Annotated in this window: 32 protein-coding genes and 1 pseudogene; all 33 read left to right on the top strand. The window is 36.6% G+C overall.

All coding sequences use genetic code 11. The annotated features are described in order from the left end of the window. Window position 1: 1 nt before the first annotated feature. The 33 genes and pseudogenes from DFO72_RS02355 (at window position 2) to DFO72_RS02190 (ending at window position 23,291) form a co-directional block, all read left to right on the top strand. Window positions 2–433, top strand: coding sequence for a hypothetical protein (locus tag DFO72_RS02355; RefSeq protein ID WP_113884331.1), 432 nt, complete (start codon window positions 2–4; stop codon window positions 431–433). After that, complete coding sequence (locus DFO72_RS02350) at window positions 430–876, top strand: YopX family protein (protein WP_113884332.1); 447 nt, start codon at window positions 430–432, stop codon at window positions 874–876. Before DFO72_RS02355 ends, DFO72_RS02350 begins: the two co-directional genes overlap by 4 nt. Next, window positions 873–1,412 (top strand): ERCC4 domain-containing protein, encoded by a 540-nt coding sequence (locus DFO72_RS02345; protein WP_113884333.1) that lies wholly within the window; start codon window positions 873–875, stop codon window positions 1,410–1,412. The genes DFO72_RS02350 and DFO72_RS02345 overlap by 4 nt, the downstream gene beginning before the upstream one ends. 26 nt (window positions 1,413–1,438) lie before the next feature. Next, the gene (locus DFO72_RS02340) at window positions 1,439–1,681 is read left to right on the top strand and encodes a hypothetical protein (RefSeq protein WP_113884334.1); all 243 of its coding nucleotides are present in this window, start codon (window positions 1,439–1,441) and stop codon (window positions 1,679–1,681) included. A gap of 171 nt (window positions 1,682–1,852) precedes the next feature. Then, window positions 1,853–2,077 carry a hypothetical protein gene (locus tag DFO72_RS02335; protein ID WP_113884335.1) on the top strand — a complete coding sequence of 75 codons (225 nt, stop codon included), beginning with the start codon at window positions 1,853–1,855 and terminating at the stop codon, window positions 2,075–2,077. Further along, window positions 2,064–2,348, top strand: a complete 285-nt coding sequence (locus DFO72_RS02330; RefSeq protein WP_243856042.1) for a MazG nucleotide pyrophosphohydrolase domain-containing protein — start codon at window positions 2,064–2,066, stop codon at window positions 2,346–2,348. Before DFO72_RS02335 ends, DFO72_RS02330 begins: the two co-directional genes overlap by 14 nt. After that, the gene (locus tag DFO72_RS02325; protein WP_113884336.1) at window positions 2,341–2,658 is read left to right on the top strand and encodes an organic solvent tolerance protein OstA; all 318 of its coding nucleotides are present in this window, start codon (window positions 2,341–2,343) and stop codon (window positions 2,656–2,658) included. Before DFO72_RS02330 ends, DFO72_RS02325 begins: the two co-directional genes overlap by 8 nt. A 136-nt stretch (window positions 2,659–2,794) precedes the next feature. Beyond that, window positions 2,795–3,151: a hypothetical protein gene (locus DFO72_RS02315; RefSeq protein ID WP_113884338.1), complete on the top strand. Its 357-nt coding sequence runs from the start codon at window positions 2,795–2,797 to the stop codon at window positions 3,149–3,151. Between the two features lie 344 nt (window positions 3,152–3,495). Further along, a complete protein-coding gene (locus tag DFO72_RS29245; RefSeq protein ID WP_166672407.1) occupies window positions 3,496–3,645 on the top strand; it encodes a hypothetical protein in 150 nt (49 codons plus the stop codon). 41 nt (window positions 3,646–3,686) lie between these two features. Further along, on the top strand, window positions 3,687–4,241 hold the full coding sequence (locus DFO72_RS02305; RefSeq protein WP_113884340.1) for a DUF5662 family protein: 555 nt from the start codon (window positions 3,687–3,689) through the stop codon (window positions 4,239–4,241). 21 nt (window positions 4,242–4,262) lie between these two features. Beyond that, window positions 4,263–4,439: a hypothetical protein gene (locus tag DFO72_RS29240; protein ID WP_166672406.1), complete on the top strand. Its 177-nt coding sequence runs from the start codon at window positions 4,263–4,265 to the stop codon at window positions 4,437–4,439. Between the two features lie 397 nt (window positions 4,440–4,836). After that, the gene (locus tag DFO72_RS02300; protein WP_134177206.1) at window positions 4,837–5,043 is read left to right on the top strand and encodes a hypothetical protein; all 207 of its coding nucleotides are present in this window, start codon (window positions 4,837–4,839) and stop codon (window positions 5,041–5,043) included. A gap of 33 nt (window positions 5,044–5,076) precedes the next feature. Next, window positions 5,077–5,307 carry a hypothetical protein gene (locus DFO72_RS02295; protein ID WP_113884342.1) on the top strand — a complete coding sequence of 77 codons (231 nt, stop codon included), beginning with the start codon at window positions 5,077–5,079 and terminating at the stop codon, window positions 5,305–5,307. A gap of 113 nt (window positions 5,308–5,420) precedes the next feature. After that, a complete protein-coding gene (locus tag DFO72_RS02290) occupies window positions 5,421–5,804 on the top strand; it encodes an ArpU family phage packaging/lysis transcriptional regulator (protein WP_113884343.1) in 384 nt (127 codons plus the stop codon). A gap of 631 nt (window positions 5,805–6,435) precedes the next feature. Then, window positions 6,436–6,759 (top strand): hypothetical protein, encoded by a 324-nt coding sequence (locus DFO72_RS02280; protein ID WP_113884345.1) that lies wholly within the window; start codon window positions 6,436–6,438, stop codon window positions 6,757–6,759. Window positions 6,760–6,817: 58 nt separating this feature from the next. Then, window positions 6,818–7,072 carry a hypothetical protein gene (locus tag DFO72_RS02275; RefSeq protein WP_243856041.1) on the top strand — a complete coding sequence of 85 codons (255 nt, stop codon included), beginning with the start codon at window positions 6,818–6,820 and terminating at the stop codon, window positions 7,070–7,072. Continuing rightward, window positions 7,059–7,358, top strand: a complete 300-nt coding sequence (locus tag DFO72_RS02270; protein ID WP_113884346.1) for an HNH endonuclease — start codon at window positions 7,059–7,061, stop codon at window positions 7,356–7,358. The genes DFO72_RS02275 and DFO72_RS02270 overlap by 14 nt, the downstream gene beginning before the upstream one ends. Window positions 7,359–7,612: 254 nt before the next feature. Then, on the top strand, window positions 7,613–7,963 hold the full coding sequence (locus DFO72_RS02265; RefSeq protein WP_113884347.1) for a P27 family phage terminase small subunit: 351 nt from the start codon (window positions 7,613–7,615) through the stop codon (window positions 7,961–7,963). Continuing rightward, a complete protein-coding gene (locus tag DFO72_RS02260) occupies window positions 7,963–9,684 on the top strand; it encodes a terminase large subunit (protein ID WP_113884348.1) in 1,722 nt (573 codons plus the stop codon). Before DFO72_RS02265 ends, DFO72_RS02260 begins: the two co-directional genes overlap by 1 nt. Window positions 9,685–9,714: 30 nt before the next feature. Beyond that, a complete protein-coding gene (locus DFO72_RS02255; RefSeq protein ID WP_113884349.1) occupies window positions 9,715–10,926 on the top strand; it encodes a phage portal protein in 1,212 nt (403 codons plus the stop codon). A 58-nt stretch (window positions 10,927–10,984) separates the two neighbouring features. Beyond that, window positions 10,985–11,578 (top strand): HK97 family phage prohead protease, encoded by a 594-nt coding sequence (locus DFO72_RS02250; protein WP_113884350.1) that lies wholly within the window; start codon window positions 10,985–10,987, stop codon window positions 11,576–11,578. Then, window positions 11,550–12,857: a phage major capsid protein gene (locus tag DFO72_RS02245; protein WP_113884351.1), complete on the top strand. Its 1,308-nt coding sequence runs from the start codon at window positions 11,550–11,552 to the stop codon at window positions 12,855–12,857. Before DFO72_RS02250 ends, DFO72_RS02245 begins: the two co-directional genes overlap by 29 nt. 79 nt (window positions 12,858–12,936) lie before the next feature. Then, entirely contained in the window at window positions 12,937–14,097 is a 1,161-nt protein-coding gene (locus DFO72_RS02240) for a head fiber protein (protein ID WP_113884352.1), read from the top strand. A 12-nt stretch (window positions 14,098–14,109) separates the two neighbouring features. Next, complete coding sequence (locus DFO72_RS02235; RefSeq protein WP_113884353.1) at window positions 14,110–14,397, top strand: hypothetical protein; 288 nt, start codon at window positions 14,110–14,112, stop codon at window positions 14,395–14,397. Then, window positions 14,384–14,692, top strand: coding sequence for a phage head closure protein (locus DFO72_RS02230; RefSeq protein WP_113884354.1), 309 nt, complete (start codon window positions 14,384–14,386; stop codon window positions 14,690–14,692). Before DFO72_RS02235 ends, DFO72_RS02230 begins: the two co-directional genes overlap by 14 nt. Continuing rightward, window positions 14,685–15,050, top strand: coding sequence for an HK97 gp10 family phage protein (locus DFO72_RS02225; protein ID WP_113884355.1), 366 nt, complete (start codon window positions 14,685–14,687; stop codon window positions 15,048–15,050). Before DFO72_RS02230 ends, DFO72_RS02225 begins: the two co-directional genes overlap by 8 nt. Next, window positions 15,047–15,415, top strand: coding sequence for a hypothetical protein (locus DFO72_RS02220; protein ID WP_113884356.1), 369 nt, complete (start codon window positions 15,047–15,049; stop codon window positions 15,413–15,415). The genes DFO72_RS02225 and DFO72_RS02220 overlap by 4 nt, the downstream gene beginning before the upstream one ends. After that, window positions 15,415–16,005, top strand: coding sequence for a major tail protein (locus DFO72_RS02215; RefSeq protein WP_113884357.1), 591 nt, complete (start codon window positions 15,415–15,417; stop codon window positions 16,003–16,005). Before DFO72_RS02220 ends, DFO72_RS02215 begins: the two co-directional genes overlap by 1 nt. Then, on the top strand, window positions 16,005–16,364 hold the full coding sequence (locus DFO72_RS02210) for a hypothetical protein (RefSeq protein ID WP_113884358.1): 360 nt from the start codon (window positions 16,005–16,007) through the stop codon (window positions 16,362–16,364). The genes DFO72_RS02215 and DFO72_RS02210 overlap by 1 nt, the downstream gene beginning before the upstream one ends. Before the next feature lie 26 nt (window positions 16,365–16,390). Next, on the top strand, window positions 16,391–16,570 hold the full coding sequence (locus DFO72_RS02205; RefSeq protein ID WP_113884359.1) for a hypothetical protein: 180 nt from the start codon (window positions 16,391–16,393) through the stop codon (window positions 16,568–16,570). A 21-nt stretch (window positions 16,571–16,591) separates the two neighbouring features. Next, window positions 16,592–16,925 (top strand): annotated as a pseudogene (locus tag DFO72_RS30545) (hypothetical protein); the annotation flags it as partial. Between the two features lie 1,789 nt (window positions 16,926–18,714). After that, window positions 18,715–20,622, top strand: coding sequence for a distal tail protein Dit (locus DFO72_RS02195; protein WP_113884361.1), 1,908 nt, complete (start codon window positions 18,715–18,717; stop codon window positions 20,620–20,622). Beyond that, on the top strand, window positions 20,622–23,291 hold the full coding sequence (locus DFO72_RS02190; RefSeq protein ID WP_113884362.1) for a phage tail spike protein: 2,670 nt from the start codon (window positions 20,622–20,624) through the stop codon (window positions 23,289–23,291). Before DFO72_RS02195 ends, DFO72_RS02190 begins: the two co-directional genes overlap by 1 nt. Window positions 23,292–23,302 lie beyond the last annotated feature (11 nt).

Genomic DNA, 23,302 nt, shown 5'->3' with positions numbered 1-23,302 from the left:
CATGCAAGTATTAATGATACTCAGTCAAATTTGGAAATCAGGTGCAAATATCTATCTTGATACTGATGATCGGGTTGCGATAAAGAATCAAAATTTAATCCCAGCTGAAGTTATGCAAGCTGCTGAACAGAATTTCCAATCAATTGACGATTGGTTTAAGTCCTGGAAAGGTGCAGGTGCAGAACAAGTCACAATTCGTAAAGCACTGCATTATTTATGCAACTGGGAACAGAATGAAAAGCTAAATAAATGGATGTGTGAAGATACAGAATCTGCATTATTGCTTATCGATTGGACAGAAGTACTCGCTAATAACGGCTGGAAAGACATCTATGAGGATTACCGACAATTTGAAAATGATGAATCTAATAAATTGGCAAAAGAACTATACATCAATGCTGTTACATATGCCAAGAAGGGAGCAGGGGCATGAGAGAAATTAAGTTTCGTGGTAAACCCCTTGAAGATTACGGTGATATTAAATGGTTTTTTGGAAGTCTTATTTCAAGTAACGATGATAAGTTGGCTTACATTGAAGCTGATTATCAAGGAACGGTTCCTGTTGAATGGGACTCAGTTGGTCAATACACCGGTTTAAAAGATAAAAACGGCAAGGAGATCTATGAAGGGGATATTTTACAACGGGAAATAATCGGATTAAGAGGTTATAAAATCGTCGAACAAATTACCGAGGTAATATTCCATAATGGTGGTTTCTGCAGTAAATGGCACAAGAAATTCGAGTTTGATAAAGAGGGAAATAAACGAAAAGTCCACCAAGAAAAGTACATCTTTGATTTGCCGACATATTTAGAGCAGTTCGAGATTATCGGCAACATATACGAAAACCCAGAATTACTGGAGGCAGCTAAATGATCTCCTATCATTACTCAGACACAGAATTAAACAAAATCCTTAAAACTCTCACGATTGTTGTAGACACCCGGGAGAATGTAAACGGCCATATTCTTGATTATTTGCGCCAGAAGGATATACCGATAAAAATTCAAAAATTAGATACCGGTGATTATGGCTGCATGATTCCGAAGAATGAAGAACTGGGAATAACCCGTGACATATTTTTAAAAAGCCGGGTAGAGCGTAAAGCCCACATGGATGAAATCACAGGGAATCTCCAGAAGGATACCCAAACAGCTTTTGAAAATGAATTGATTCGTTCAAAGGACATTCCCTTCACTCTAATTGTGGAAGATCTACACGGATACGAAAAAATGCTTAAGGGTGAGTATCGTTCCAAATACAATCCATTGGCATTGCTCGGCAGGCTGAATACCTTTAAAGCCAAATACAATTTCGAAATCGTGTATTTAGACCAAAAATACTCTGGCAATTGGATCTATCACCATTTTTATTACCAGGCGAAACATTATCTTAGGACAGGTGCTTTCTGAACCTAACCTGAAAGTGGGGATAAGTTGTGGATAAATTATCAGAAATTAAAGCTGATATTAAGCGCGGACGGTTACCTTTGAGAAGTATCAATTGGCTGGTAACAGAGCTTGAAAGCCAAAGGGAGATAAATAAAGAAATCAAGCAAAAGTCGCGCTATAAAAACTATATGGAAATGGCCAAAGAAAATCTGGCATTAGAAGAAGCTTTAAAACGTACTCAGTCCCAGCGAGATTACTATAAAAACCAATTAAATAAACTTAGGGTGTGAACAATAATGTATTCGGCCTTCTGTCCAAGATGTAAATACATTGTTTACTCATCTAAACGAGCATCCATGAAGAATAAATACAAGTTTAAATGCTCTTGTGGCTGTGACTTTGTTTTACATTCTAAGTTTTCTAGAAAGATAACTTAATAATGCTGAAAATGGGTGGTACTAATGGCAAAGAAACCTAATCCGGTATTAGAAAAGGCCAGGCAAGAGGCTTACAACAAAGGTTTTAAAAAAGGAGTAGAAATGGGACAGGATAATGCCTGCTTAATCTTTGCTTCTAAGTTCGAAGGGTTGCAAGAAGTACCAGGCATTGGACCGAAACTGATGGAAAAGATCGTGAATCATTTCGGCAGAGAATATTTTGAGGTGGTAGAAGTTGAGAAAACTTGATGATCATTTAAAAAATAATGCATTGCTTGCAGTTGAAAAAGAACGTTTTCGCCAAAATGCGAAATGGGGAAGGCAAAGACATTCGTATGGTGATTGGCTAAAGATCCTTGTTGAGGAAGTCGGGGAAGTCGCCCAGGCTATGCAAACAGGTCAAGGCTGGGGAAAAGGTTCAGATGCTAATGATCTTTATAAAGAGTTAATTCAAGTTGCAGCTGTCGCAGTAGCCATTGCAGAACAAATTGAAGAAGAAAGGGAGATTAATAATGTCTAAAGTACAACTTAATCAAAAGGAACAACATTACGCAGATACACGTGAAGAAGCAGAGGAAATTGTTTCAGTTGCTAAAGAAAATAACAATCTTCAAATGCACAAAATAACTGAAAAATATAACAAGTACGGTCAGTATTTCTTAATTGATTTAACGTTCGCTTGTCAAACTCCTAAAGAAGTTATGGAGAGTCGTCCACAAAGTGATAGTGTACCAGAAGGACAAATGAGTATTGAAGATGACCATGAAGGAATTGAGTATTCTGTGGACGGCAATGGAACGGTGAATGTCCCAGAGGGTCAGGTTGAATAATGGCCAATAAAACTAAACAGAAAAGACGGTTGGGCAAATCTCTTGCCCGCCGTCGCAAAGAACGATTATCCAGGGCTTGGAGAAACCTATTCGTTAAGGCTGGGGTTTTACAAGATAAATAGAGGAGGGCAGCAACGTGCAAAATCAAGGTGTCAGAAGGAAAAAAAAGCAATTAATTCATGAAATGTTTATGCAGGGAAATTCTTATAAAGAAATCGCTGAAACTATTGGAAGTAATGCTGCAGCTGTAGGCCATAGCGTTAGATTGTACAGGCAAAAAGAGCCTGACCAATGGCCGCGTGTGCGTAATTACATTGAACCGTTAACTATTGAAGTCCAGGTTTATAACTGCTGTGATTGCTCTGCTTTATTTGCAATTGAGAACAATATAGAAATTCAAAATGATGCCACTTGCCCTTTCTGCTGGGAAAAAGAACACTTAATAGAAATTGGGATCAATAAATTAAAAGTTGATGAAAAGAAAATTGGTTAGTGAACATTAGACATAAAAAGCGACATATTGAAAGGGTGAGGAAATGGATATTTACAATCATAAAGAACACACAGTTTATAAGTTGTCTAAAAAGATTTATTTCTTTAAACAACATTCAAAAGTGATGTTTTGGCACAAAGGAAAGATAGTGAAAAACCACAGATTTAGCATAAGACCGCATAAGCAATGGTGCTACTTTCATTGGTTTATAAGACAGCCGTATTTCTATTTTGAACGTAATAACGGCGGTGTTTATATAGGTACGCCTAACAAGTATTTTCAGTTTCAGAAGGTTTGGAGTTAATGTCGCAGTACGAACATTTAGCGACACAGGAGGGATGAAGATGGAAGAAAATCAGATTACAGTAGATGATACTGTCATTGAAGCATTAGAGAACGGGAATGTATTGGTAAACGGGGAAAGAATTGAAGATATAAATGATATTGAAGATGTATTAAACATTTTAATTAAAGCTGTAATTTCGATAATTTAGTGAAACAAAATGATAGATCAGTTGAATAGGAGGAAATGAAGATGTCATATTCCCAAGAGGATTGTATACGGGATACAAAAGAACATATTTCTCAAGTGAGAGAATTTATGATTATGTTCGCAAATGAGTTACTTCAAAGGGCTTTGGTTCATGATCAGTCAAAATTAGAAAGTCCAGAGATAGAAATATTCACTGAGTACACACCAAAGCTAAAGAATAGTACTTATGGTTCGGACGAATATAAAACCTACTTGAAAGAAATGCAAGTAGCTTTGAAGCATCACTATGAAAACAACAGTCATCATCCAGAACACTATAAGAAATATATTTGTAACGGTTGCTTCAGAGAATATGTGAAAAATCCTAATCCTTGCCATAGCTGCTACACATGCGGATATAGTCAATTTCAAGAAGAATCTGATATTAGTCAAATGAGCTTAATGGACATTGTAGAAATGATTTGCGATTGGAAAGCTGCCACGATGCGTCATGAAGATGGAGACATAGGGAAGTCCATTGAAATTAATCAAAAACGATTTAAGTATTCCAATGATTTGGCAGATATTTTCCGTAATACTATTAAGCTTTTTGATTAACACAAGGTAGGAGGAGTTAATTTGGATAAACGCTTAACCTTAGATGTAGATAATTTAAATCATAAGTTGATTATTACCGGCTTGCTAGGAATGGTGGAGGATAATGGATTGTCACCTCATGAAGCCTTTACAGTTCTTGAAGATATTAAAAGACAAACTTTTAATGCTCTTACAGAAGCGAACAACAGGAGGAGTTAATTTGAAAAAGTCAAAAGAAATAAAAGCTCTTCTTGATGAATGTTACGAACAAGGATTATCCAAGCAAGATATCTTAATGGTTCAGTCTTTTATATAGGAACAGCAGCAGGAAATTGAAAAGCTGAAAAAAGAAAATGAGCAATTAAAAGTGTTTATTGATGAAACAAGCATTGAAACACTTGAAAAGAAACTTGAACCTTATTATGAAAAGATGGCTGAGATATATAATCGAAGATTAAATAAACACAAAATATAAGGTGTTAATAACATGATAGACAGAAGACAAATAAAGAACTGGTTGTGTGAGGATTGCATATTTGTATTCCAGACTTTCGGAAAAAAGCAAAATGGGAGACCAAGGAAATATTTCTGTCCGAGTTGCGGTGAGAATATATCGGTGGTCAAATATGAAGCTGACCGATTTAACAAAAAAGGCCCGAAACGAATTTATCAGCCCTGGACGGATGAAGAAATGAAAGTCATTGAACAGGTGATGAATGGTGAGCTATTAAGGTATCAAGCTGCTATTAAATTAGGTCGGTCGATTAAATCAGTAAAAAGGAGAATTGAACGGTTGAATGAAGAGAGGGTTAAGGCGCAGTAGAACTATATTGCGCAATAAGAAAGGAAGATGAAAATGAGTCAGTTAGAAAATATAAAAAAGATATTCACAGACCAAGTTTATAACATGAATGGTTCAATTTATATGGACAGAGAACATGTTCAATGGCTTATCGAACAATCCGAAAAGGCTGAACGATACGAAAAAGCATTAAATAGGATTGCTTATTGTGAATTTGATGGATGGTCAGGTAGTGATGTTTTAGGAAAAGTTACAAATTTCGCAAACAAGACGTTAAAAGATTAAAAACGCAATACGAACATGTTCCGCAATAAAAGCAAATAAAAAAAGCCAGGATTTCTCCCGGCAATGGTGTGTGTGTATTTGGTTAATACAATTATACCATAGGGGGAGAATGGATGAGTGCTCAGTTATCTTTCTTTCCGGATATCAACGAAAAAGAAGTTCGGTCAATTGTTGTGAAGGAATTAAAGAAATATAAAGCCTTAAAAATCCAGCAGCAGAATAAATTGGAATTGAATGAAAAGGGCATTCAAGGTAACATATTCCCAAAGCTATTACAAAATGATTTAGAAAATGAGCTCAAGGTTATCCAGATGGAAAGAGCTCTTAATAATAGCCTTGATCAACAGGAGAGACAAATCATTGAAATGAAATATTTGAGTACTGAAAGACAAAATGACCTTAATATCTATTTAGACCTCGGATTACAGAAGACTGCATATTATGAGAAAAAGAAAACGGCAATATTCATGATTGCTTCTTCTCTAGGAATTATATAAAAACCGAACAAAAAACGGACAAAAACTGAACATTTATAAGAGAAAAAGGCGGACAAAGTTCCTGCCTTTTTTTTCTGGTCATTTTTATACCATTAATCTCAGGAAGTGATTCCTGGGAGACGCATCTTTCCCTTATCAAGGTGTACTCGATATTAAGTTATAGGTGTTGAAGGATGTAGCCTTAGGGAGGAACATCTGGAGCCTGAACGCGTTTATCTGCGGTACCGTATCGGGGAATCATGAAGTACTGTTTTGTTGTTTTTTTTGGCAGCAATCATACTTTGCTTGGTTATTTCCTCCCGGAGTTAAAGTAACGATTGCAAATTCAATTAAGCTATTAGCATAACAGAGGGATAAGTGAACAATTATGAAGTTCGCTGATCATTTAAACGCTAAAGAAATTAGGTGTTTTAACGAGATTAGAAGGTTCTCTGGTACCTTGACTATAGGTAATGAAGTAAAGCCTGAAAATGAGCCAATACGAAAGCCTGATGAGGTGTTGAGTCGCAGAGACTTAGAAGAACTCATGGGAACTAGACGTGATACTAACAAGCGTGTGGGTGGCGCAATTAGGAGGAAATAGCAGGAATTTATACCCTTTTGTATAATTTATAATGCAGGAGGGATTTAAGTGGATAAAAGTGTCTTGAAAGGTAGAATGTTTACTAAATATGAACATGATACAGATTTTGAAGTATATGTATCTGAATTACTTCAAGGGGATCTTATTGAAGGGCCAGCAGTCGTCGGGATCGCTAAGCAGATAGTTTCAAAAGGTGCAGACAGTTTAACTGAAGCACAAATAAAAACATTTATTGATTTCGGGTTGAGCAAAGGTAATTATGTAGAATACTGTGATAGGTGTGCAGAAGAAATACCTTGGTCTGAAATGTTTTTAGCACTAGATGACCACTATTGTGCGTATTGCAGACACTTGATGGAGAAAGACGATTAAAGGCAGGGCACTCATTTATTGAGTGCTTTTTATTTTGGATAAAAGGAGATGTTGTGACATGGCAGATACGCGTGAGTCAAACGGAACTAGTATACCTGAAAAGTGTAATAGTCCAAGGATTGGAGATACAAAACCTTCAAGAAGCGTTGGTTCATTAGTAATTGATATCGATTGCTCTGATGCTCTCGAAGGTTTAAAGGCCGTAACCCGTGAAGCAAAGGATGCTACAGCTGCATTAAAGGAACTGGAAGAGCAGCATGAGAAAATGTTGCACAAACATATACTAGGTGATTTTAATAATGAATTTCTATAAAACTACACGGTGGAAGAACAAGCGTAAAAAGATTCTAAGACGTGACAACTACATGTGCCAGGAATGTGCAAGGTATGGAAAGACTAAAGAAGCTACAACCGTACACCATTGCTTTCCTCTTGAACGATATGAATCGTACAAGCTGCTGTCCTGGAATTTAGTCAGCCTATGCACTGAATGTCACAATGGTATGCATGATCGTACAACAAATGAGCTGACACTAGACGGAATGTTGTGGATGACAAGAGCAGAGTTGCGCAGCAAGGATGCTGGATGTGAATGCTAGCAGCTAAACGTTGCCAGGTTGGTGACACTCGTATTGATTTAAAAAAATAAAAAAAATATTTTTAAAATTAATTTACTGCAGCAGTCGAAATTATAGATAAAAAAATTATTTTTCTGGTTTAAAATAAAAAATTTCAGACTCAAGAACCCCCCCACCCTTTTTAATTTTTTTTGACTTTAGCGGGGAACGAGAGGGGGAAACATTCTCCCTCTCCGGGAAGAAATAAAATGTCAGATAATTGGTAGGTGATAGAGATGAGCGTTAAAACGATAAAAAGGGACGTCATAAAGAACATGCAACACCTGGGAACGTATCGGGAAGAATTTGACTCACTCATTGATATTTACGCAGGAATGCTGCATCAATATAGAGTTTTCGAGAAGGAATTAGCAGAGAATGGGTATCAAGTGATAGACGAGAAGAATTACAGATTAATGGAGAAGTTACGGAAAGATATTAATGCATATGCGACTAACTTGCTGCTGAATCCGAAGTCTTACAAGCCTGTTAAAGATGTGGTGATTCCTAAACGAAAAGAGGTTGTGGAGGACAAAGAGGTGAAAAAGCCACTTACAAAGCTGCAAATGGTTATGGGTGGTAAATAATGAATGAATTATCGAATTATGAAGTAGTAATGGATTATGTAGAATCAGTTATTAGTGGTAAAAAGATAGCTGGGAAAGAAATAATTCAAGCTGCACATAGATTTAAGGAGTTTTTAGCAAGGGATAACTTTGATTTTCGTACTGATGACGCTGATTTTGTTATTAACATTATTGAGAAGACATTTGTAAATATGCAAGGTGAGAGATTAGATGGCACTCCATTACGTGGGGAGCCTTTTTTATTGGAACCATTTCAGAAGTTTATGGTTTACGGTATCCTCTGCTTCTTCTACAAAGGTACTAAAGTTCGTGTGACAAAGGAAGTTTTCATTTTCCTGCCGAGGAAGAATGTAAAAACAAGCTTTGCAGCAGGACTAGCTTGGGCTTTGGGAATCCTGGAAAGAAAATCTGGTTCTAAAGTATATGTTGTATCGGCTGCACTTAAACAATCTATGGAAAGTTTTAATTTCATCAAATACAACATTCATGAAATGGGTGAGAAAGATAATTTCCGAATTATTGATAATAATATGGAACACTCCATTACTGGTAATTTTTCTGATGGAAGTCTGTTCATCCAAGCATTAGCAGCAAACCCAGATAAGCAGGATTCTTTGAATTGTAATATCGGCATAGCTGATGAAATGCATGCGTATCGTACACCAAAACAGTACAACATCATTAAAGAGTCGATGAAAGCTTATACAAACAAGCTGATGATTGGGATTACTACTGCCGGTGATAATATGAATAGCTTTTGTTATAACAGATTACAGTATTGCAAGAAGGTTTTAGACAAGTCGATTGTAGATGACCAATACTTTATCTTCATTGCAAAAGCTGACCAGGATGAAAAAGGTAATGTTGATTTCCTAGATCCTGTACAGCATGAAAAAGCTAATCCAAATTACGGAGTGTCTATCCGACCACAGGACATATTGAATGATGCTAAGCAGGCACAGAATGACCCTCAGCAGCGTAAGGACTTCTTTGCTAAATCGTTGAATATCTATACTTCTGCAACTAGAGCATACTTTGACATTGAAGAATTCAAAGCTAGTGACGGAAAGTATAAGTGGACATTGGAAGAACTGTCCAAGATGAATATTGAATGGTACGGCGGAGCTGACCTATCAAAAATGCATGATTTAACAGCAACTTCTTTGTATGGTGAATATAACGGGGTTGATATTTCGATAACTCATGCATTCTTCCCTATCACTGCTGCTGCTTCCAAAGCCGAGGAAGATAACATACCTTTATTTGGTTGGAAAGATGATGGATGGTTAACATTATCAAACACACCTACAGTGGAATACAAAGATGTTGTTGATTGGTTCAAGAAAATGAAACAAATGGGCTTCAAGATTAAACAAATTGGATTTGATAGGAAATTCGCTGATGAATTTTACTTGATGATGCGAAAAGAAGGATTCAAGATGATTGACCAACCACAATATTTCCATAAGAAGTCAAAAGGATTCAGAAGAATTGAGAAAAAAGTAAAAGATGGACAGTTTTATTACTTGCACTCAGACGCATTTGAATATTGCGTCCAAAATGTACATGCAATGGAGAAAACAGACGATATGATCCAATATGAAAAAGTTATGGTTAATCAGCGGATAGATTTGTTTGATGCTACTGTATTCGGAGCGATTAGAAAAATTGAGAACATGGAGAATAGCGGTACAGCAAAAGGATGGCTAGGTAATAATTAATCAATCGGTATTTAGAAAGGTGGTGAGAGAATGAAAAAAAAGAGAAGGAAGAATAATAATAATCGGTCTTCCACATCCCCAACACCTCAGATTGGTTATTTATTAACGGATACTGCATTCAATGATTTATGTGTAGTTGGTTATACTAGGTTAATAGACAATCCAGAAGTGAGGATATGCGTTGATAAAATAGCGGATCTTGTTTCATCAATGAGTATACACCTTATGCTGAATACACCTAATGGAAATGTAAAGATTGATAATGCATTATCTAGAAAAATTGACGTTAATCCATACAATCTTATGACTAGAAAGAACTGGATGTACAATATAGTACATACCATGTTGCTTGAAGGTGACGGAAATGCAGTTGTTCTTCCGAAAATAAGAAATGGATTAATTGACAATCTGATTCCTATACCTCCATCTATGTTTAGTTTTACAGATTTGAATTTAGATTTCGAAACTTATCAAGTTTGGATTAGAGGACAGGAATATAACTACAATGAAGTATTGCATTTTGCAATTGACCCTGACCCTGAGAAACCATATTTGGGTAGAGGATACAAAGTAGTCCTAAAAGATGTTGTGGACAACCTAAAGCAAGCCGGTTATACCAAAAAAGGGTTTATGTCTAATAAATATATGCCCTCATTAATTGTTAAGGTTGATGCTAATACAGCAGAGTTATCTAGTGAAGAAGGAAGGAACGCTGTATTTAATAAGTACCTAGAAACAAGTGAAGCTGGACAGCCTTGGATAATCCCTGCTGACCTTTTAGAAGTGCAACAAGTAAAACCATTATCTTTAAAAGACTTAGCCTTAAACGAAGCAGTAGAGCTGGATAAAAAGACAGTAGCAGGCATATTCGGTGTTCCTGCTTTTTTTCTTGGAGTCGGAAGCTATAGCAAGGATGAATATAACAATTTTATTAATTCTACTATCCTCCCTTTGGCACAAATTATTCAGCAAGTATTAACAAAAGGATTAATATTAGCTCCAGATATGTACTTTAAATTAAATTCAAGGAGTTTATATGCCTATGATTTAAAAGAATTGGCGGACGTAGGAGCGATTATGGTTGATAGAATGTCTTTGAGACGTAATGAATGGAGAAATTGGATGGGTTTAAGCCCTGATGATGATATGGAAGAAATGCTTATTCTCGAGAATTATTTGCCAGCTGACAGATTAGGTGACCAAAAGAAATTAATTGGTAATGTCGAAGTCGATGCAGAATAAAAAACCTTAGAAGCCTAAATTGAGCTTCTATTTTTTATGGATTGAAAGGTGGTGATATATGAAGATGGAAACTCGCAAATCTACTATTATGAATAGCGAATTAAAAACACGTGCTGAAAATGATGATATGGTCATTGAAGGATATTTTGCAGTGTTTAATTCTCCTACTGAATTATTTAGAGGAGCATTCGAGGAAATTGATTCAGGAGCGTTTGACAATACGCTAAGCAACGATGTCAGAGCGTTAATAGACCATGACCATAGATTAGTATTGGGAAGGTCTAAAGCAGGAACATTGAGTCTCAGAACTGATAGTAGAGGGCTGTGGGGGACAATCAATGTGAATCCTAAAGATACTGATGCTGTTAATCTTTATGAGCGTGTCCAGCGTGGTGATGTAGACCAATGTTCATTCGGTTTTAACATCCGTGAAGAAGAAACCGAATTCAATGATGACGGTACTATCAAATGGACATTGAAGGATGTTGAACTATTCGAGGTTTCTGTCGTTACATTCCCGGCATATGGTGATACATCCGTTCAAGCTAGGAAGAACGACTTAGAACAGCATAAGAGAAGACAATTAGAATTAAGAAAAAAGAAATTAAGGGAGCGATTAAAAAATGGCTTTAAAACAGTTGTTACTGAATAAAAAAATTGAGCAGCGCAAAGCTTCATTGGCTGAAATGCTAAAAAACAATGAAGAATATGAAAAAAGATCAGCTGAATTAGCAGCGGCATTAGAAGAAGCTTCCAATGAAGAAGAAACACAGATTGTAGAAGACGAAATTGATAAATTAGAAGCTGAATTCGATGGCGTATCTGAAAAGAAACTATCATTAGAAGAAGAAATTCGTAGTTTGGAAGAAGAATTATCAAAATTGAATGAAACTCCTAAACCAAATAATGAATCACGTTCTATACAAAAACCAAATAATTCTAACACGCCAATTGAGGGGGAAGAAAGAATGAAGGTTAACAAATTTGAAACACGTTCACAAATGCTAGCACGATTAGATATTGAAGAAGTACGAAATTTTTACACTACCGTTGCTTCTGCTGCAAAAGATAAGAGAGCATTGTCCGGTACAGATGTTTTAATCCCAGAGCAAGTTGTAAATATGATTCAGAACCGTCTGGGTGATTATGGAACTCTTTACCGTGAAGTAATGGTTGAACAATTGAATGGTACAGCTCGTATCATCATGGATGGTGCTATCCCTGAAGCAATCTGGGTTGAATGTTGTGATCCTGTGGAAGAATTAGCTACTGCATTCTCTCAGACTGAATTAGATTGTTTCAAAGTTGGTGGATTTATCCCTGTATGTAATGCCACACTTGAAGATAGCATGATTAACCTTGCTAACTTCCTTGAAACTCGACTAGCTATGGCAATCGCTAAAGCTATTGATGATGCAATTCTTAATGGCGAGGGAGCTGCTCAGAAGCAACCAATGGGAATTATTACAGAATTGACTGCAAATGCTCCAGATCAAATTGTGACATCAGATGGAACATTAAAAGATATCATGAGCAAAATGGCCCTTATTGATTCCGGAGAAGATGGTCCACCAATCGGAGAAGTTATTGCAGTAATGAAACGTTCATTCTATTACAGTGTAATTGCGCCACAAACATTCCTAGCTAATGACCAAGGACAATATGTTATTGCCGGAACTTCTAATCCTCGTTTACCAGATGGAACTAGAATTGTATTTAATCAATATACTCCTGATAACACAATCGTTCTTGGAGACTTCAAAAAATACTTACTTGGAGAACGCAGAGGAGTTCAATTAGCGGTTTCAACTGATGTCCGTTTCATCCAAGATCAAACAGTTTTCAAAGGTACTGCTCGTTATGATGGTAAGCCTATTTATGATAACAAATTCGTTGTTATTAACGTAACACCACCAGCAGTTACTGGTTGATAGAACGATATAAAAGTATTTTTAGAATTTAATCATACGATGATTTCCCCTGAAAAAATCAATCAAGGAGGGAAAGTTAATGGTGCAATTTAAAGCAAAAGTGATGGAAGATATTCCAGCAAATAGGTTGTTAAAAAAGACAAGTACAGCAACCGAAATTCAATTGAATCTTGCGCAGCCAGGGGACACTCCTGTGTTCAGATCAAATGGAGATATTACAGCTGGTTCAGAAGTATTGGTTACTATAAAAAACGAACCTGTTTGGAATGTGGAAGCCGGAGAAGATATTAATGCTGGTTCTAATGTAAATGTCGGCGTAGACGGTAAACTTGTTGCTGTGGTAGACGGTTCAGAGGGTGTTGGGTATGTAACAAATGCAGTCGCGAGCGGAGAAGTAGCAACCGTAATATGGGAGGCAGGAACCATAAGCGGAAGTGTTATAATCCCGGCTGACAGCGTTACAACTGCAGATATTGTGGATGGCGCAGTAACAGATGTTAAACTTGCTAATCCTAAAGTTAATAAAGCTGGAGATACAATGACAGGTCCTCTTGTCTTCGCTGATCCAAACAATCGCAGTAAAGTTATTTTGACTAAATTTCCAACAGGTACAGGTCATAATAATGCACCTACAACATTTGATCTTGATAGTGTTTATCTTCATCTTGGAGGAACGGAATACAATACAAATTCTTATCGTTTAATTGGTTTCGGATATCGTCATTCTGAAGATTCAAGCCATGCAGCAGGGGTCATGGGCTACCAAGAAACATCAGGTTCAGGGTCTGATATGGGTAGGCTCATTTTTGGGACTAGAAACTCAACAAATGATATTGCGCCAACAATAAGAATGACAATAGAGACAGATGGTCAAGTGCTTTTGGAAACTGGGTATGTTCCTGCTACTGATGATGCGGTAGCCAATAAAAAATATGTAGATAATGCAGCAGCTAATGCAACGGTTGCTGATGGTTCTATTACAAAGGCTAAACTTGCTGCCGATGCGCTAACAGGACAAGATGCCAGTAATATTTCTACAGGTTCTTTTGATGTAGGTCGCATCCCTAGTGGCATTGTACAGTCTAAAATCGTTAATCTTACTTCTGATTTAGCTGGTAAATTAACTGCTACACAAGCAGTTGCACAGGTTGACAGCACAGCGACAGATGTAGCTGGATTGGTCGCTGACTTTAATACACTTCTTGCTAATCTTAGAACGGCTGGAATCATAGCAACATAAAGGGTGTTAAAAATGGATACAGATTTAATCTTATCATTGGTTAAAGCCCGATTAGGGATCACTTCGGCAGTCAGGGATCAATATCTGACTGCCATTATTAATGGGATAATAACCGAATTGACTGATGAAAAAGGCATTGTTTTAAATCAAGATAATGCCAATCATTTAATGTTTTGTGTGGATTATTCAACCTGGAGATATATGAGCAGAGATAGTGAGGGAGCCTTACCAAGGCATTTGCAATTTAGATTGCATAATTTGATTATTCATAATGGCGGTGCTGAAGATGGCAACGTATGACGATGAATTAACTTTAATTGAACAGGTATATGGTTCTGATAATATCGGTAATCAAATTCCTTCAGAGAAAAAGACCACTATTTTATGTGATTCTAAATCTGTATCAAGGGCTGAATTTTATAATGCTGCCAATAATGGAATGAAACCCACAAGGATCTTTTTGATTCATAAATTCGAATATGATGAACAACAAAAAGTAGAGTTTGAGGGAAAAAGATATGATGTGATCAAAACATATAAAGTGAATTCGGAAGAAATCGAATTAACTTGTCAGAGGATGATTGGCAATGGCTAATAATGATATTGCTAGACAAATGCAGCTAATTCTTAGTCAATATTCTGCTGAAATTAATCAGAAATTAGATGCAGCTAAAGATGATGTATCTAAAAGGGGCGCATCTAAGCTTAAACAAACAAGTCCTAGAAGAACTGGAAGGTACGCTAATAGTTGGGGAGTAAAGAAAGTAAGAAGTAGAACTGGTTATAAGTATGTCATCCACAATAAGAAGCATTACAGACTTACTCATTTGCTTGAAAAAGGACATCTAACTGTGAATGGCGGAAGGACTGAACCTATTCCTCATATTGCTCCAGTAGAACAAGAAGTAATTAGCGAGTTTATATCGGAAGTAGAAAGGGCTATAAGAGGATGACTTTAGAAGAATTAAAAGCGATTTTAGATCAGACAGGTTTTCCAGTAGCATATTCACATTTTAATGAAACAGATGACGTCCCTCCACAACCTCCATTTATTGCGTATCTTGTCACAGGTAGCAATAATTTTTTTGCTGATGAAAAAGTTTATAAACGAATAGACAGCATTAATGTTGAGTTGTACACCAGTATCAAAGATGAATTAGCAGAAAAGAAAGTTGAAGATTTATTGACTGCTAATGGAATTGCATATCAAAAAGATGAATCATGGATTCAAGCTGAAAAATTATTCTTACAAATCTATGATTTTGACATTATCGTAACAGAAGAATATAACAACAAAAAAATCGGGGTGAACATATAATGGCTGAAAACAAAGTTATCTTTGGTATTAAAAACGCTCACTATGCAACATTTACAACTGACACAGAAGGAAATATTATATATGGGACTCCAATTCCAATGCCAGGTTTAGTAGAGTTAAGCTTAGAAATTCGTGGTGACTTGATCGAATTTTATGCTGATGACAATCTTTATTTCTCCGGACAAAACAATCAGGGTTATGATGCTACATTATCCATTGCAAATATCCCTGAATCGTTTGCAATTGATGTTCTAGGAGAAATTAAAGATGCTACTGATATGGTTTCTACCGAAGTAGCAACTGCAAAAGGAGCTCCATTCGCTTTCTTATTTGAATTCGGTGGTGATGTGAAAGCTACACGCTATGTACTATATAATTGTACAGCAAACAGACCTACTGTGACTTCTTCCACAACAACAGACACAGTTGAACCAACACCAAATGAATTAACTTTTGTATCTTCTGCAAGATCAACTGATTATGCAGTTAAAACAAAAACTACTCCTGATACTCCTGCAGCTATTTATGATGCTTGGTATGATGCAGTATATGAACCTACATTAACTGAGACAGCTGGAGTAGAAGGCTAATGATTAAAACCATAACCATTGACGGCAAGGATGTTGTATTCAAATCAACTGCTGCAACACCTATTAGATATAAAATGCAATTCGGAAGTGAATTTTTCACTGATGTTTTGAAATTAAATAAAGTCATAACGACTATCTCAAGTGTGGAAGACAAGAATAATCTTGATTTGGATGTATTGACTCAGATTGACTTTGATATGTTTTATAATATTATTTGGGTATTTGCTAAAAATGCAGATAAATCCATTTCTGATCCAATTACTTGGCTTGATTCTTTTGATGAGTTCCCTATATTTGATATCCTGAATGAATTGATGGATTTATTGTTACACACACTCGGCAATTCAAAAAAAAAATAGATGAAACGAAGTCAGCTGGTCGTGAATTGACCACTGACTTTTTTTATTTTATAGCCAAACACGTTGGACTATCACTTCAAGAACTTGATGAGATGTCAGTGCAAATGGTATTTGATTTCATTGATGAATATGTTGGCTTCCACAACCCCAAGGAGAAGAGCAGAAAAGGCAGGAAAGCTACACAGGCAGATTTCGATAGATTCTAGTCTGAAAAGGTAGGTGAGACCATGGCTAGTAGCAGAATTAGAGGTATAACGATTGAAATTGACGGTGATGCAACTGGATTAGATCAGGCGCTTAGTGATGTTAATTCACGAAGCAGGGATTTACACAAAGAGTTGCAAGATGTTAATAGATTGCTTAAATTCAATCCCGGCAATGCTGAATTAATTGCTCAAAAACAACAATTATTAGGCGAACAGATTGAAAATACAACTAAAAAATTAGAACAACTTAAAGAAGCCGAGGAAGAAGTACAACGTCAATTTGAAAATGGAGAAATTGGTGCAGATCAATTCAGAGCATTTCAGCGTGAAATTATCGCAACGGAAGGAAGGCTCGAACATTTTCAAAATGAATTAGATAGTCTTGGAGCTGGAGATGAACCTGGTCGAATCGCAAGAGGAATGGAGAAAATAGAATCAGCTGCTCGTGGAGCAACAAAAGCAGTTGGTGGATTAGCAAGAGGAATCGGAACTGCAAGTAAAGCAGCTGCTGGCATATCAGCTGCAGGAGTAGCAGGGATTGCTGGTCTTGTGGAGGGGACAGAAGATTACAATAGGTCATTAGCAAGATTGAAAGCAAACGCTAATAACGTCGGTTTCAACTATAAACCTATTAAAGAAGGTATGTTAGAAATAGCTGCAGTATCTGGAGATACAGAAGCAGCAGTAGAAACGGTATCTAACTTAATTCAAACAGGTTTTGATGAAAATCAATTAGCTGATGCTATCGACTTGGTTAATGGCGCTGCTATCCGTTTCTCTGACACTCTTAACACGGAAGGTATAGCTGACGGTATCCAGGAAACATTCGCAACTGGAGAAGCTGCAGGATCGTTTGCTGAACTATTAGAACGATCAGAAGTAAGTTTAGAAACCTTTAATGCTGGATTAGCGAAAGCTAAAAAGAACGGAGATGAAACTAACTATGTCTTAGAGCAGTTGTCTTCATTAGGATTAGCTTCTGCATATGAAGAATATAAAAAGTTAAATCCAGAATTAGTTGCTAATCATGAGGCGAATTTAGCATTAAAGGATGCATTAGCAGAACTATCTATTACACTAACCCCCTTAATGACATTTTTAACTACTCTATTAACTGCTTTAGTTGATTGGGTAAATAAAAACGCAGGAGTTATTAAAAGTTTAACTGATTTAGAAGGTAAATCAGGTGAAAGCACACAGAAGATCATACAATTTGTCCGGGATATGTTGACGAAAATGATAGAATTCATCGTTCAAAACCTTCCTCAGTTCTATCAAAAGGGATTGGAAATATTAAATGTTGTCCAAAAAGCATTTATTGAATTGATTCCTGATATTTTATCATTGATTTCTAAACTACTAATCCAATTATTAGATATATTTGTTGATAATCTTCCTAATATGCTGAGAAACGGTAAAGAATTACTGTTAAGTTTAATCAAAGGATTACAGGCGAATTTGCCATTAGTTTTAGACAAGATTGTTGAATTAGTTGCAAAAATGGGACGAATGATTTGGGATCATAGGTATGAAATATTAGAAGCTGGAGCTGAATTAATACTAGCGCTACTTAAGGGTATTGTTTCCGTTGCTCAAAGCCTCCAAACATCCATTGAATCAAGGATTGTACAGCCTATCTTCAAAAAAATTGCCAAAATTCCTAAAGAAGCATATCGAATTGGTAAAGATTTAATCTCGGGATTAGTAAATGGTATTACAGATACAGCTTATAAGATTTATAACAAGGCAAAATCAATTGCCAGTTATGTTATTAGAACATTGCAGAATGCTTTTGATACACATAGCCCATCTAGAATAACAACTAAAATTGGTGAATATGTTGGCCAAGGACTTGCAAATGGTATAGGTGATATGGAAAATGCAGTTGGAAACGCAAGCAAGAGGTTAGCAAACGCAGCAACTATGACATTAAACGCTGATTTAAATAAACAACAACAATTAGGATTTAATAAAGATAACATGGCTTCCGTTATGACAGCGGTAATGAAAGGGATGCCCGAGAATATTGTTGTCCAATCCATTTTAAACGGTAGAGTAATTGCTGAATCGATCACAAATGATGTTACAGGACTTCAAGTAGATAGAAGGAATCGGGCTATTAGGCAATTAAATGGGGGGTTACTATGAGTTTTACAATGACTTATAACGGAATTAAACTTCCCATAGAAGTATTGAAGGTAAGGGGTAGAGGACTTGCTAGTGTGGAGGACTCAGTTGTTTCTGTAGCAGGAAGGGACGGAGATTATTATGTCCGAAGACGTTTAATAGATAAGCCATTAGAAATTGATTATGTGTTTAATACAGATAATTTAGAAGAAATCAGAACTAAATTTGATGAATTAAATTCAATTATTATGGGCGGAGAAGTAGTACCCGTTACATTTTCTGATGAACCAGGTAAAACATATTATGCTTATTTAGATACGAGCAAACAAGAGGATGAATACTTCTTTATTACAAATGGTACGATTCCTTTAATCCGGCAGCCATATAAATATGATGATTATGAAACGGATGTTTTAACTCCTAACACTGAATCAGGAACTGATGATTTTAAAGGGAAGATTGCGGGGAGTACCAAAGAAAATCCGCACATAAGCAAGACTGCTGGACTTAGTTTTGTTGGTATACCAACCCCTTCTGAAGCTTCTTTTGAAATAACCGACTCTAATTACTCGCGGATAATGTACTTAGACGGTTCTACTCTACCTGCTACTCGCACTAACTATGGGTCGCAAGGAAATCTCGTTTTCTCCTTCAACCTAATCGCCCTAATCAAGCGCAAATTCGGCTTCACCGTACCAGGTGCAAACCTTGCTGCACAGGTGCAATGGCTGAAAACGAATATAAGCCAAATAACGGCTAATTGGTGGGGGAAAGGGACGAACAAGCAGGCTGATCCGATTGGCATAGCGAACTTTGTGGGGAAGGTTTCGGGGAGTACGGTTGAGAATCCTCATTTTTCTGGATGGCGTGGGGCTTTAACTACTTTGGGGAATCCGAATACAGACTTTTCTACAGAATCAGGAACTTCAGCGTATGAAACCATATCTGTTTTAGATGGTGTGTTCACACCTGATTCGGCTGTTTCTTCAGGGCAAATTGCTCAAAGAGTTTTCTCCTTCAACCTAATCGAATACGTACAGCGTAAATACGTTGTAACGGTTCCAGGCGCAACAACAGCGGATAAGGCGCAGTGGTTGAAAAGCAATCTGAACCCTTTAACTGTAAATTGGCATGGTTACGGTTCTGGCCCTGCAGGTAATAAAGCAACTCTTAAAGTTTGGGCAATTACATCATGGGCCGGAACAACTTCTCACACAAACGGAACAGTAACAAAATTAACAAGGACTGACAGCGTGAATAATATCGATTCTGACGGGTTCATTCACTTCCTAGCCCATGCAGAAGCTTCAGACGGCACAACGGCAAGCACGATCAACACCGATTATGTAGAGTTGGAAGTCGAATTGAAGGCGGGGGAAAACAGGTCAACTATTTCTGCTTGGAGAAGTGATGCGAACGCTTGGAACACCACAGTATTCAGTCAAACAACAGATACCATATCGAAACTAACACACACTTCTCAAAATGTAAGTTTATATGTAAATTCAGATGGATTCTTTTATCTTATTGCATATGCCGAACCGTCAAACGGAATTTCACCTTCCACAATCGAAACGGATTATGTGGATTTAGAAGTCGAAATTGATTTAAATTCCATTGAAATAGACGGAAATGGTCCTTCATTACCAATATTTAATGTCGAATTCACTGCAAATGCTTCAGAATTTCAAATAATGCATGGTGGTACATTCGGATTTGTGAGATTAATATATGATTTCACTCCTGGAGATAAAGTAGAAATTGATATGTCAAAAAGAAAAATAACGTTAAATGGGATAGTGAATATGAACATTTTAACTTTTGACTCTACCTGGTTTAAATTAACGCCTGGAAAGAATTATATTCATGTCTTACCAGATGGTGTTGCAACTGTTAATTATAGCTATAGACCGAGGTGGTACTAATGGCAGATTTATATATCTTTGACCATTATGATAATATGCTTGCTATCTTATCGAATGAAACGAATGGATCAGTTGAGAATACACCTTGCCCATTCTGGAATGCAATGTTTAAAGAAGAATTGAATAAGGGATCTGCTTTAGAGTTCACAGTGCCTGCCAATCATGTGGATGCCAAATATGTAACGGACGAAAATTCTGCTGCCTTTATGGACAAAGACGCCAATTTTCGTCTTTTTTTTATAAGAGAAACATTTAGCGATGAATCGGATGGGAAAGCAACGATTACTGCTGTCTGTGAACCTGCTATGATGGAACTTTATGATGAAGCGATAGAAGACAAGCGGATTATCGGAAAGAGTGCTCAGGAAGCTTTGACAAGCGCTTTAGAGAATACACGATGGAGTGTCGGAACAGTTGCTTCATTAGGATTAAATACAGTCAATTTTTATTACATCACTGTCAAAGATGCATTAGAAGAAATTCTAAACACTTATGGCGGTGAGTTTGTAGACAGAATAGAGATTGATGGTAATAAAATTACTGGAAGATATATTGATATTTTAACCAGGCGTGGATCTGATACAGGGAAACGGTGGGAAATAGATAAAGATATATTGTCGTTACAACGAACCGTTCAATCTTATCCAAAGACAGCTCTATATGGACGTGGAAAGAGCATTGAAACAGAAGACGGAGGATTTACCAGGAAAACAACTTTTAGGGATGTTGTCTGGAGTAAAGCAAATGGAGATCCAGTGGATAAACCAGCTGGGCAAGAATGGGTTGGAGATCCTGAAGCATTAGAAAAATACGGATACGGACAATCAGGCGGAGGATTCAGACATAGATTCGGAATTTATGAAAGCGGGGAAGATGACGACCCAGAAACATTATTGATGAATACTTGGTTAGCTTTGCAGCAAGCTAAAAAACAGATTGTAAATTATTCATTAGATGGTTTCCTTCTTGATAGTGTGGAAGGCTATGAATTCGAGAAATCAAGGTTAGGAGACACTAATTTTGTTATTGACCGTAATTTTTCAAAGCCGATTGAAGTGGAAGCAAGGGTAATTGTTTATGAATACGATGTTGCTAATCCTGATGATGTTGGGAAAATACAATTTGGTGATTTCATTGATTTATATGATTCAGACAGATTATTAGGGGATGTCGTATCAAAAATAAATGATAAAGAGGGTATTTGGGATAAAGCTGAAAACCCTGAGATCAATGGAGATAATTTACCGGATATTCTTCCAGATGTACCAACATTAGAAGCATTTGGATTATTCGAGACCGTATTAATAAGATGGTCTTTCCAATATGACATGTTTGTATCTGATTATGAATTGTATGGTTCTCAGACTCCTAATTTTATACCAGACTCATCTAATTTATTATTTAGAGGTAAAACCTCTGGATTCGTCCACAGTATTGAAACTGACCAGCAGTGGTATTACAGAGTACGTGGTGTTAATACGCACGGACATACAAGTGCATTTAGTTCAGAAGCTAATACACAGACAGTAAAAATCAATGGTAATAATGATATTCAACCATTAACAATTACTAATCAATTAATTGCGCAAGGTGTTAGTGCTGATAAAATCACAACCGGTACATTAGATGCAGGAAAAGTGAATGTAATAGATATTAATGCAACGAATATCACAACCGGTATATTAACAGGTATTGAAATTGTTTCAGATGACGGAAACGGGAATATTGTTCAAATAAAAGATGGAACATTGGATGCATACAGATCAAATAATAAAATCGCTTCTGTAAATGAATTTGGATTTCAAGTTTATAGCGAAATAGACGGTTCTTTAGTTGGTTCGATTCGTGATGAAGTTACAGTTCCATCTAATGATCCAGGGTTTGCATTAAACTCTTATAAAAACTTCTTAGCACTTGGATTCGGTACAACTGGTCAAACTTCAAAACGTGTAGCATATTTTGATAGAAACACACGTATAGGAGAAATTGATGGTTCTACAGAGGAGCTTGATAATGGAGAATTAATTTTAAGGAGCACAAGGTCTGGAGGTACAGCTGCAGGAAGGATCCCCAAAATTCATTTAAGAAATTTTACAGATACTGCAACTCCTCCAACAAGATGGAGCGGAGTAATAATCGATACAGGAAGGGATAATAATCCTCCAGGTGGAACTGACGAACGTTTCGGATTTGAAGTGTGGCAATATCGCGGAACTGGTGATGGTTCTTCAAAGCAGATGATGAAATTAGACACTGATTCTTCAGGGACATATGCAGGCATTTATACAGATTTAGCATACCTTCCACAAACACGAATGAGAGCAGGAAATAATAATTATTTTTGGCCTTCAATGAATCTAGTATCTCAAAATATCCAAAATATACATGGTGTGCAGCATTCTTCAATTATCGGTTATATAGACCAATTCACAATTACAATGGATGCTGGTCAAAGTCAAACTTTTAATGATTATAATTTTAGCGGAGCAGAAAATATATTCCATGTAATAGCAGTTCCGTATAATTCTAATGCGGTTAATTTCAATGTAGCTGTATATAATCAGTCTTCCACAGGATTTAGAGTGTGGATGCGATATATACCGGGCACTTTAGGTTCTTCTTTAACCATAACTATAAGATTGTTAATCTTATATGAAACTATCAGATAAGAGGTGTTTAT

Origin of the sequence: Cytobacillus oceanisediminis (genome assembly GCF_004366035.1) — a bacterium.
In the GTDB taxonomy this organism is placed as follows: Bacteria; Bacillota; Bacilli; order Bacillales; family Cytobacillaceae; genus Cytobacillus; species Cytobacillus oceanisediminis_C.
The sequence above is the reverse complement of the archived record's forward strand: the minus strand, read 5'-3'. Positions and strand labels throughout refer to the sequence as shown.

Coding starts and splice junctions, on each gene's coding strand:
- DFO72_RS02355 (WP_113884331.1), top strand. CDS start 2: ATGCAAGTATTAATGATACTCAGTCAAATTTGGAAATCAGGTGCAAAT.
- DFO72_RS02350 (WP_113884332.1), top strand. CDS start 430: ATGAGAGAAATTAAGTTTCGTGGTAAACCCCTTGAAGATTACGGTGAT.
- DFO72_RS02345 (WP_113884333.1), top strand. CDS start 873: ATGATCTCCTATCATTACTCAGACACAGAATTAAACAAAATCCTTAAA.
- DFO72_RS02335 (WP_113884335.1), top strand. CDS start 1,853: ATGGCAAAGAAACCTAATCCGGTATTAGAAAAGGCCAGGCAAGAGGCT.
- DFO72_RS02325 (WP_113884336.1), top strand. CDS start 2,341: ATGTCTAAAGTACAACTTAATCAAAAGGAACAACATTACGCAGATACA.
- DFO72_RS29245 (WP_166672407.1), top strand. CDS start 3,496: ATGGAAGAAAATCAGATTACAGTAGATGATACTGTCATTGAAGCATTA.
- DFO72_RS02305 (WP_113884340.1), top strand. CDS start 3,687: ATGTCATATTCCCAAGAGGATTGTATACGGGATACAAAAGAACATATT.
- DFO72_RS02295 (WP_113884342.1), top strand. CDS start 5,077: ATGAGTCAGTTAGAAAATATAAAAAAGATATTCACAGACCAAGTTTAT.
- DFO72_RS02290 (WP_113884343.1), top strand. CDS start 5,421: ATGAGTGCTCAGTTATCTTTCTTTCCGGATATCAACGAAAAAGAAGTT.
- DFO72_RS02275 (WP_243856041.1), top strand. CDS start 6,818: ATGGCAGATACGCGTGAGTCAAACGGAACTAGTATACCTGAAAAGTGT.
- DFO72_RS02270 (WP_113884346.1), top strand. CDS start 7,059: ATGAATTTCTATAAAACTACACGGTGGAAGAACAAGCGTAAAAAGATT.
- DFO72_RS02265 (WP_113884347.1), top strand. CDS start 7,613: ATGAGCGTTAAAACGATAAAAAGGGACGTCATAAAGAACATGCAACAC.
- DFO72_RS02260 (WP_113884348.1), top strand. CDS start 7,963: ATGAATGAATTATCGAATTATGAAGTAGTAATGGATTATGTAGAATCA.
- DFO72_RS02255 (WP_113884349.1), top strand. CDS start 9,715: ATGAAAAAAAAGAGAAGGAAGAATAATAATAATCGGTCTTCCACATCC.
- DFO72_RS02250 (WP_113884350.1), top strand. CDS start 10,985: ATGAAGATGGAAACTCGCAAATCTACTATTATGAATAGCGAATTAAAA.
- DFO72_RS02245 (WP_113884351.1), top strand. CDS start 11,550: ATGGCTTTAAAACAGTTGTTACTGAATAAAAAAATTGAGCAGCGCAAA.
- DFO72_RS02240 (WP_113884352.1), top strand. CDS start 12,937: ATGGTGCAATTTAAAGCAAAAGTGATGGAAGATATTCCAGCAAATAGG.
- DFO72_RS02235 (WP_113884353.1), top strand. CDS start 14,110: ATGGATACAGATTTAATCTTATCATTGGTTAAAGCCCGATTAGGGATC.
- DFO72_RS02230 (WP_113884354.1), top strand. CDS start 14,384: ATGGCAACGTATGACGATGAATTAACTTTAATTGAACAGGTATATGGT.
- DFO72_RS02225 (WP_113884355.1), top strand. CDS start 14,685: ATGGCTAATAATGATATTGCTAGACAAATGCAGCTAATTCTTAGTCAA.
- DFO72_RS02220 (WP_113884356.1), top strand. CDS start 15,047: ATGACTTTAGAAGAATTAAAAGCGATTTTAGATCAGACAGGTTTTCCA.
- DFO72_RS02215 (WP_113884357.1), top strand. CDS start 15,415: ATGGCTGAAAACAAAGTTATCTTTGGTATTAAAAACGCTCACTATGCA.
- DFO72_RS02210 (WP_113884358.1), top strand. CDS start 16,005: ATGATTAAAACCATAACCATTGACGGCAAGGATGTTGTATTCAAATCA.
- DFO72_RS02195 (WP_113884361.1), top strand. CDS start 18,715: ATGAGTTTTACAATGACTTATAACGGAATTAAACTTCCCATAGAAGTA.
- DFO72_RS02190 (WP_113884362.1), top strand. CDS start 20,622: ATGGCAGATTTATATATCTTTGACCATTATGATAATATGCTTGCTATC.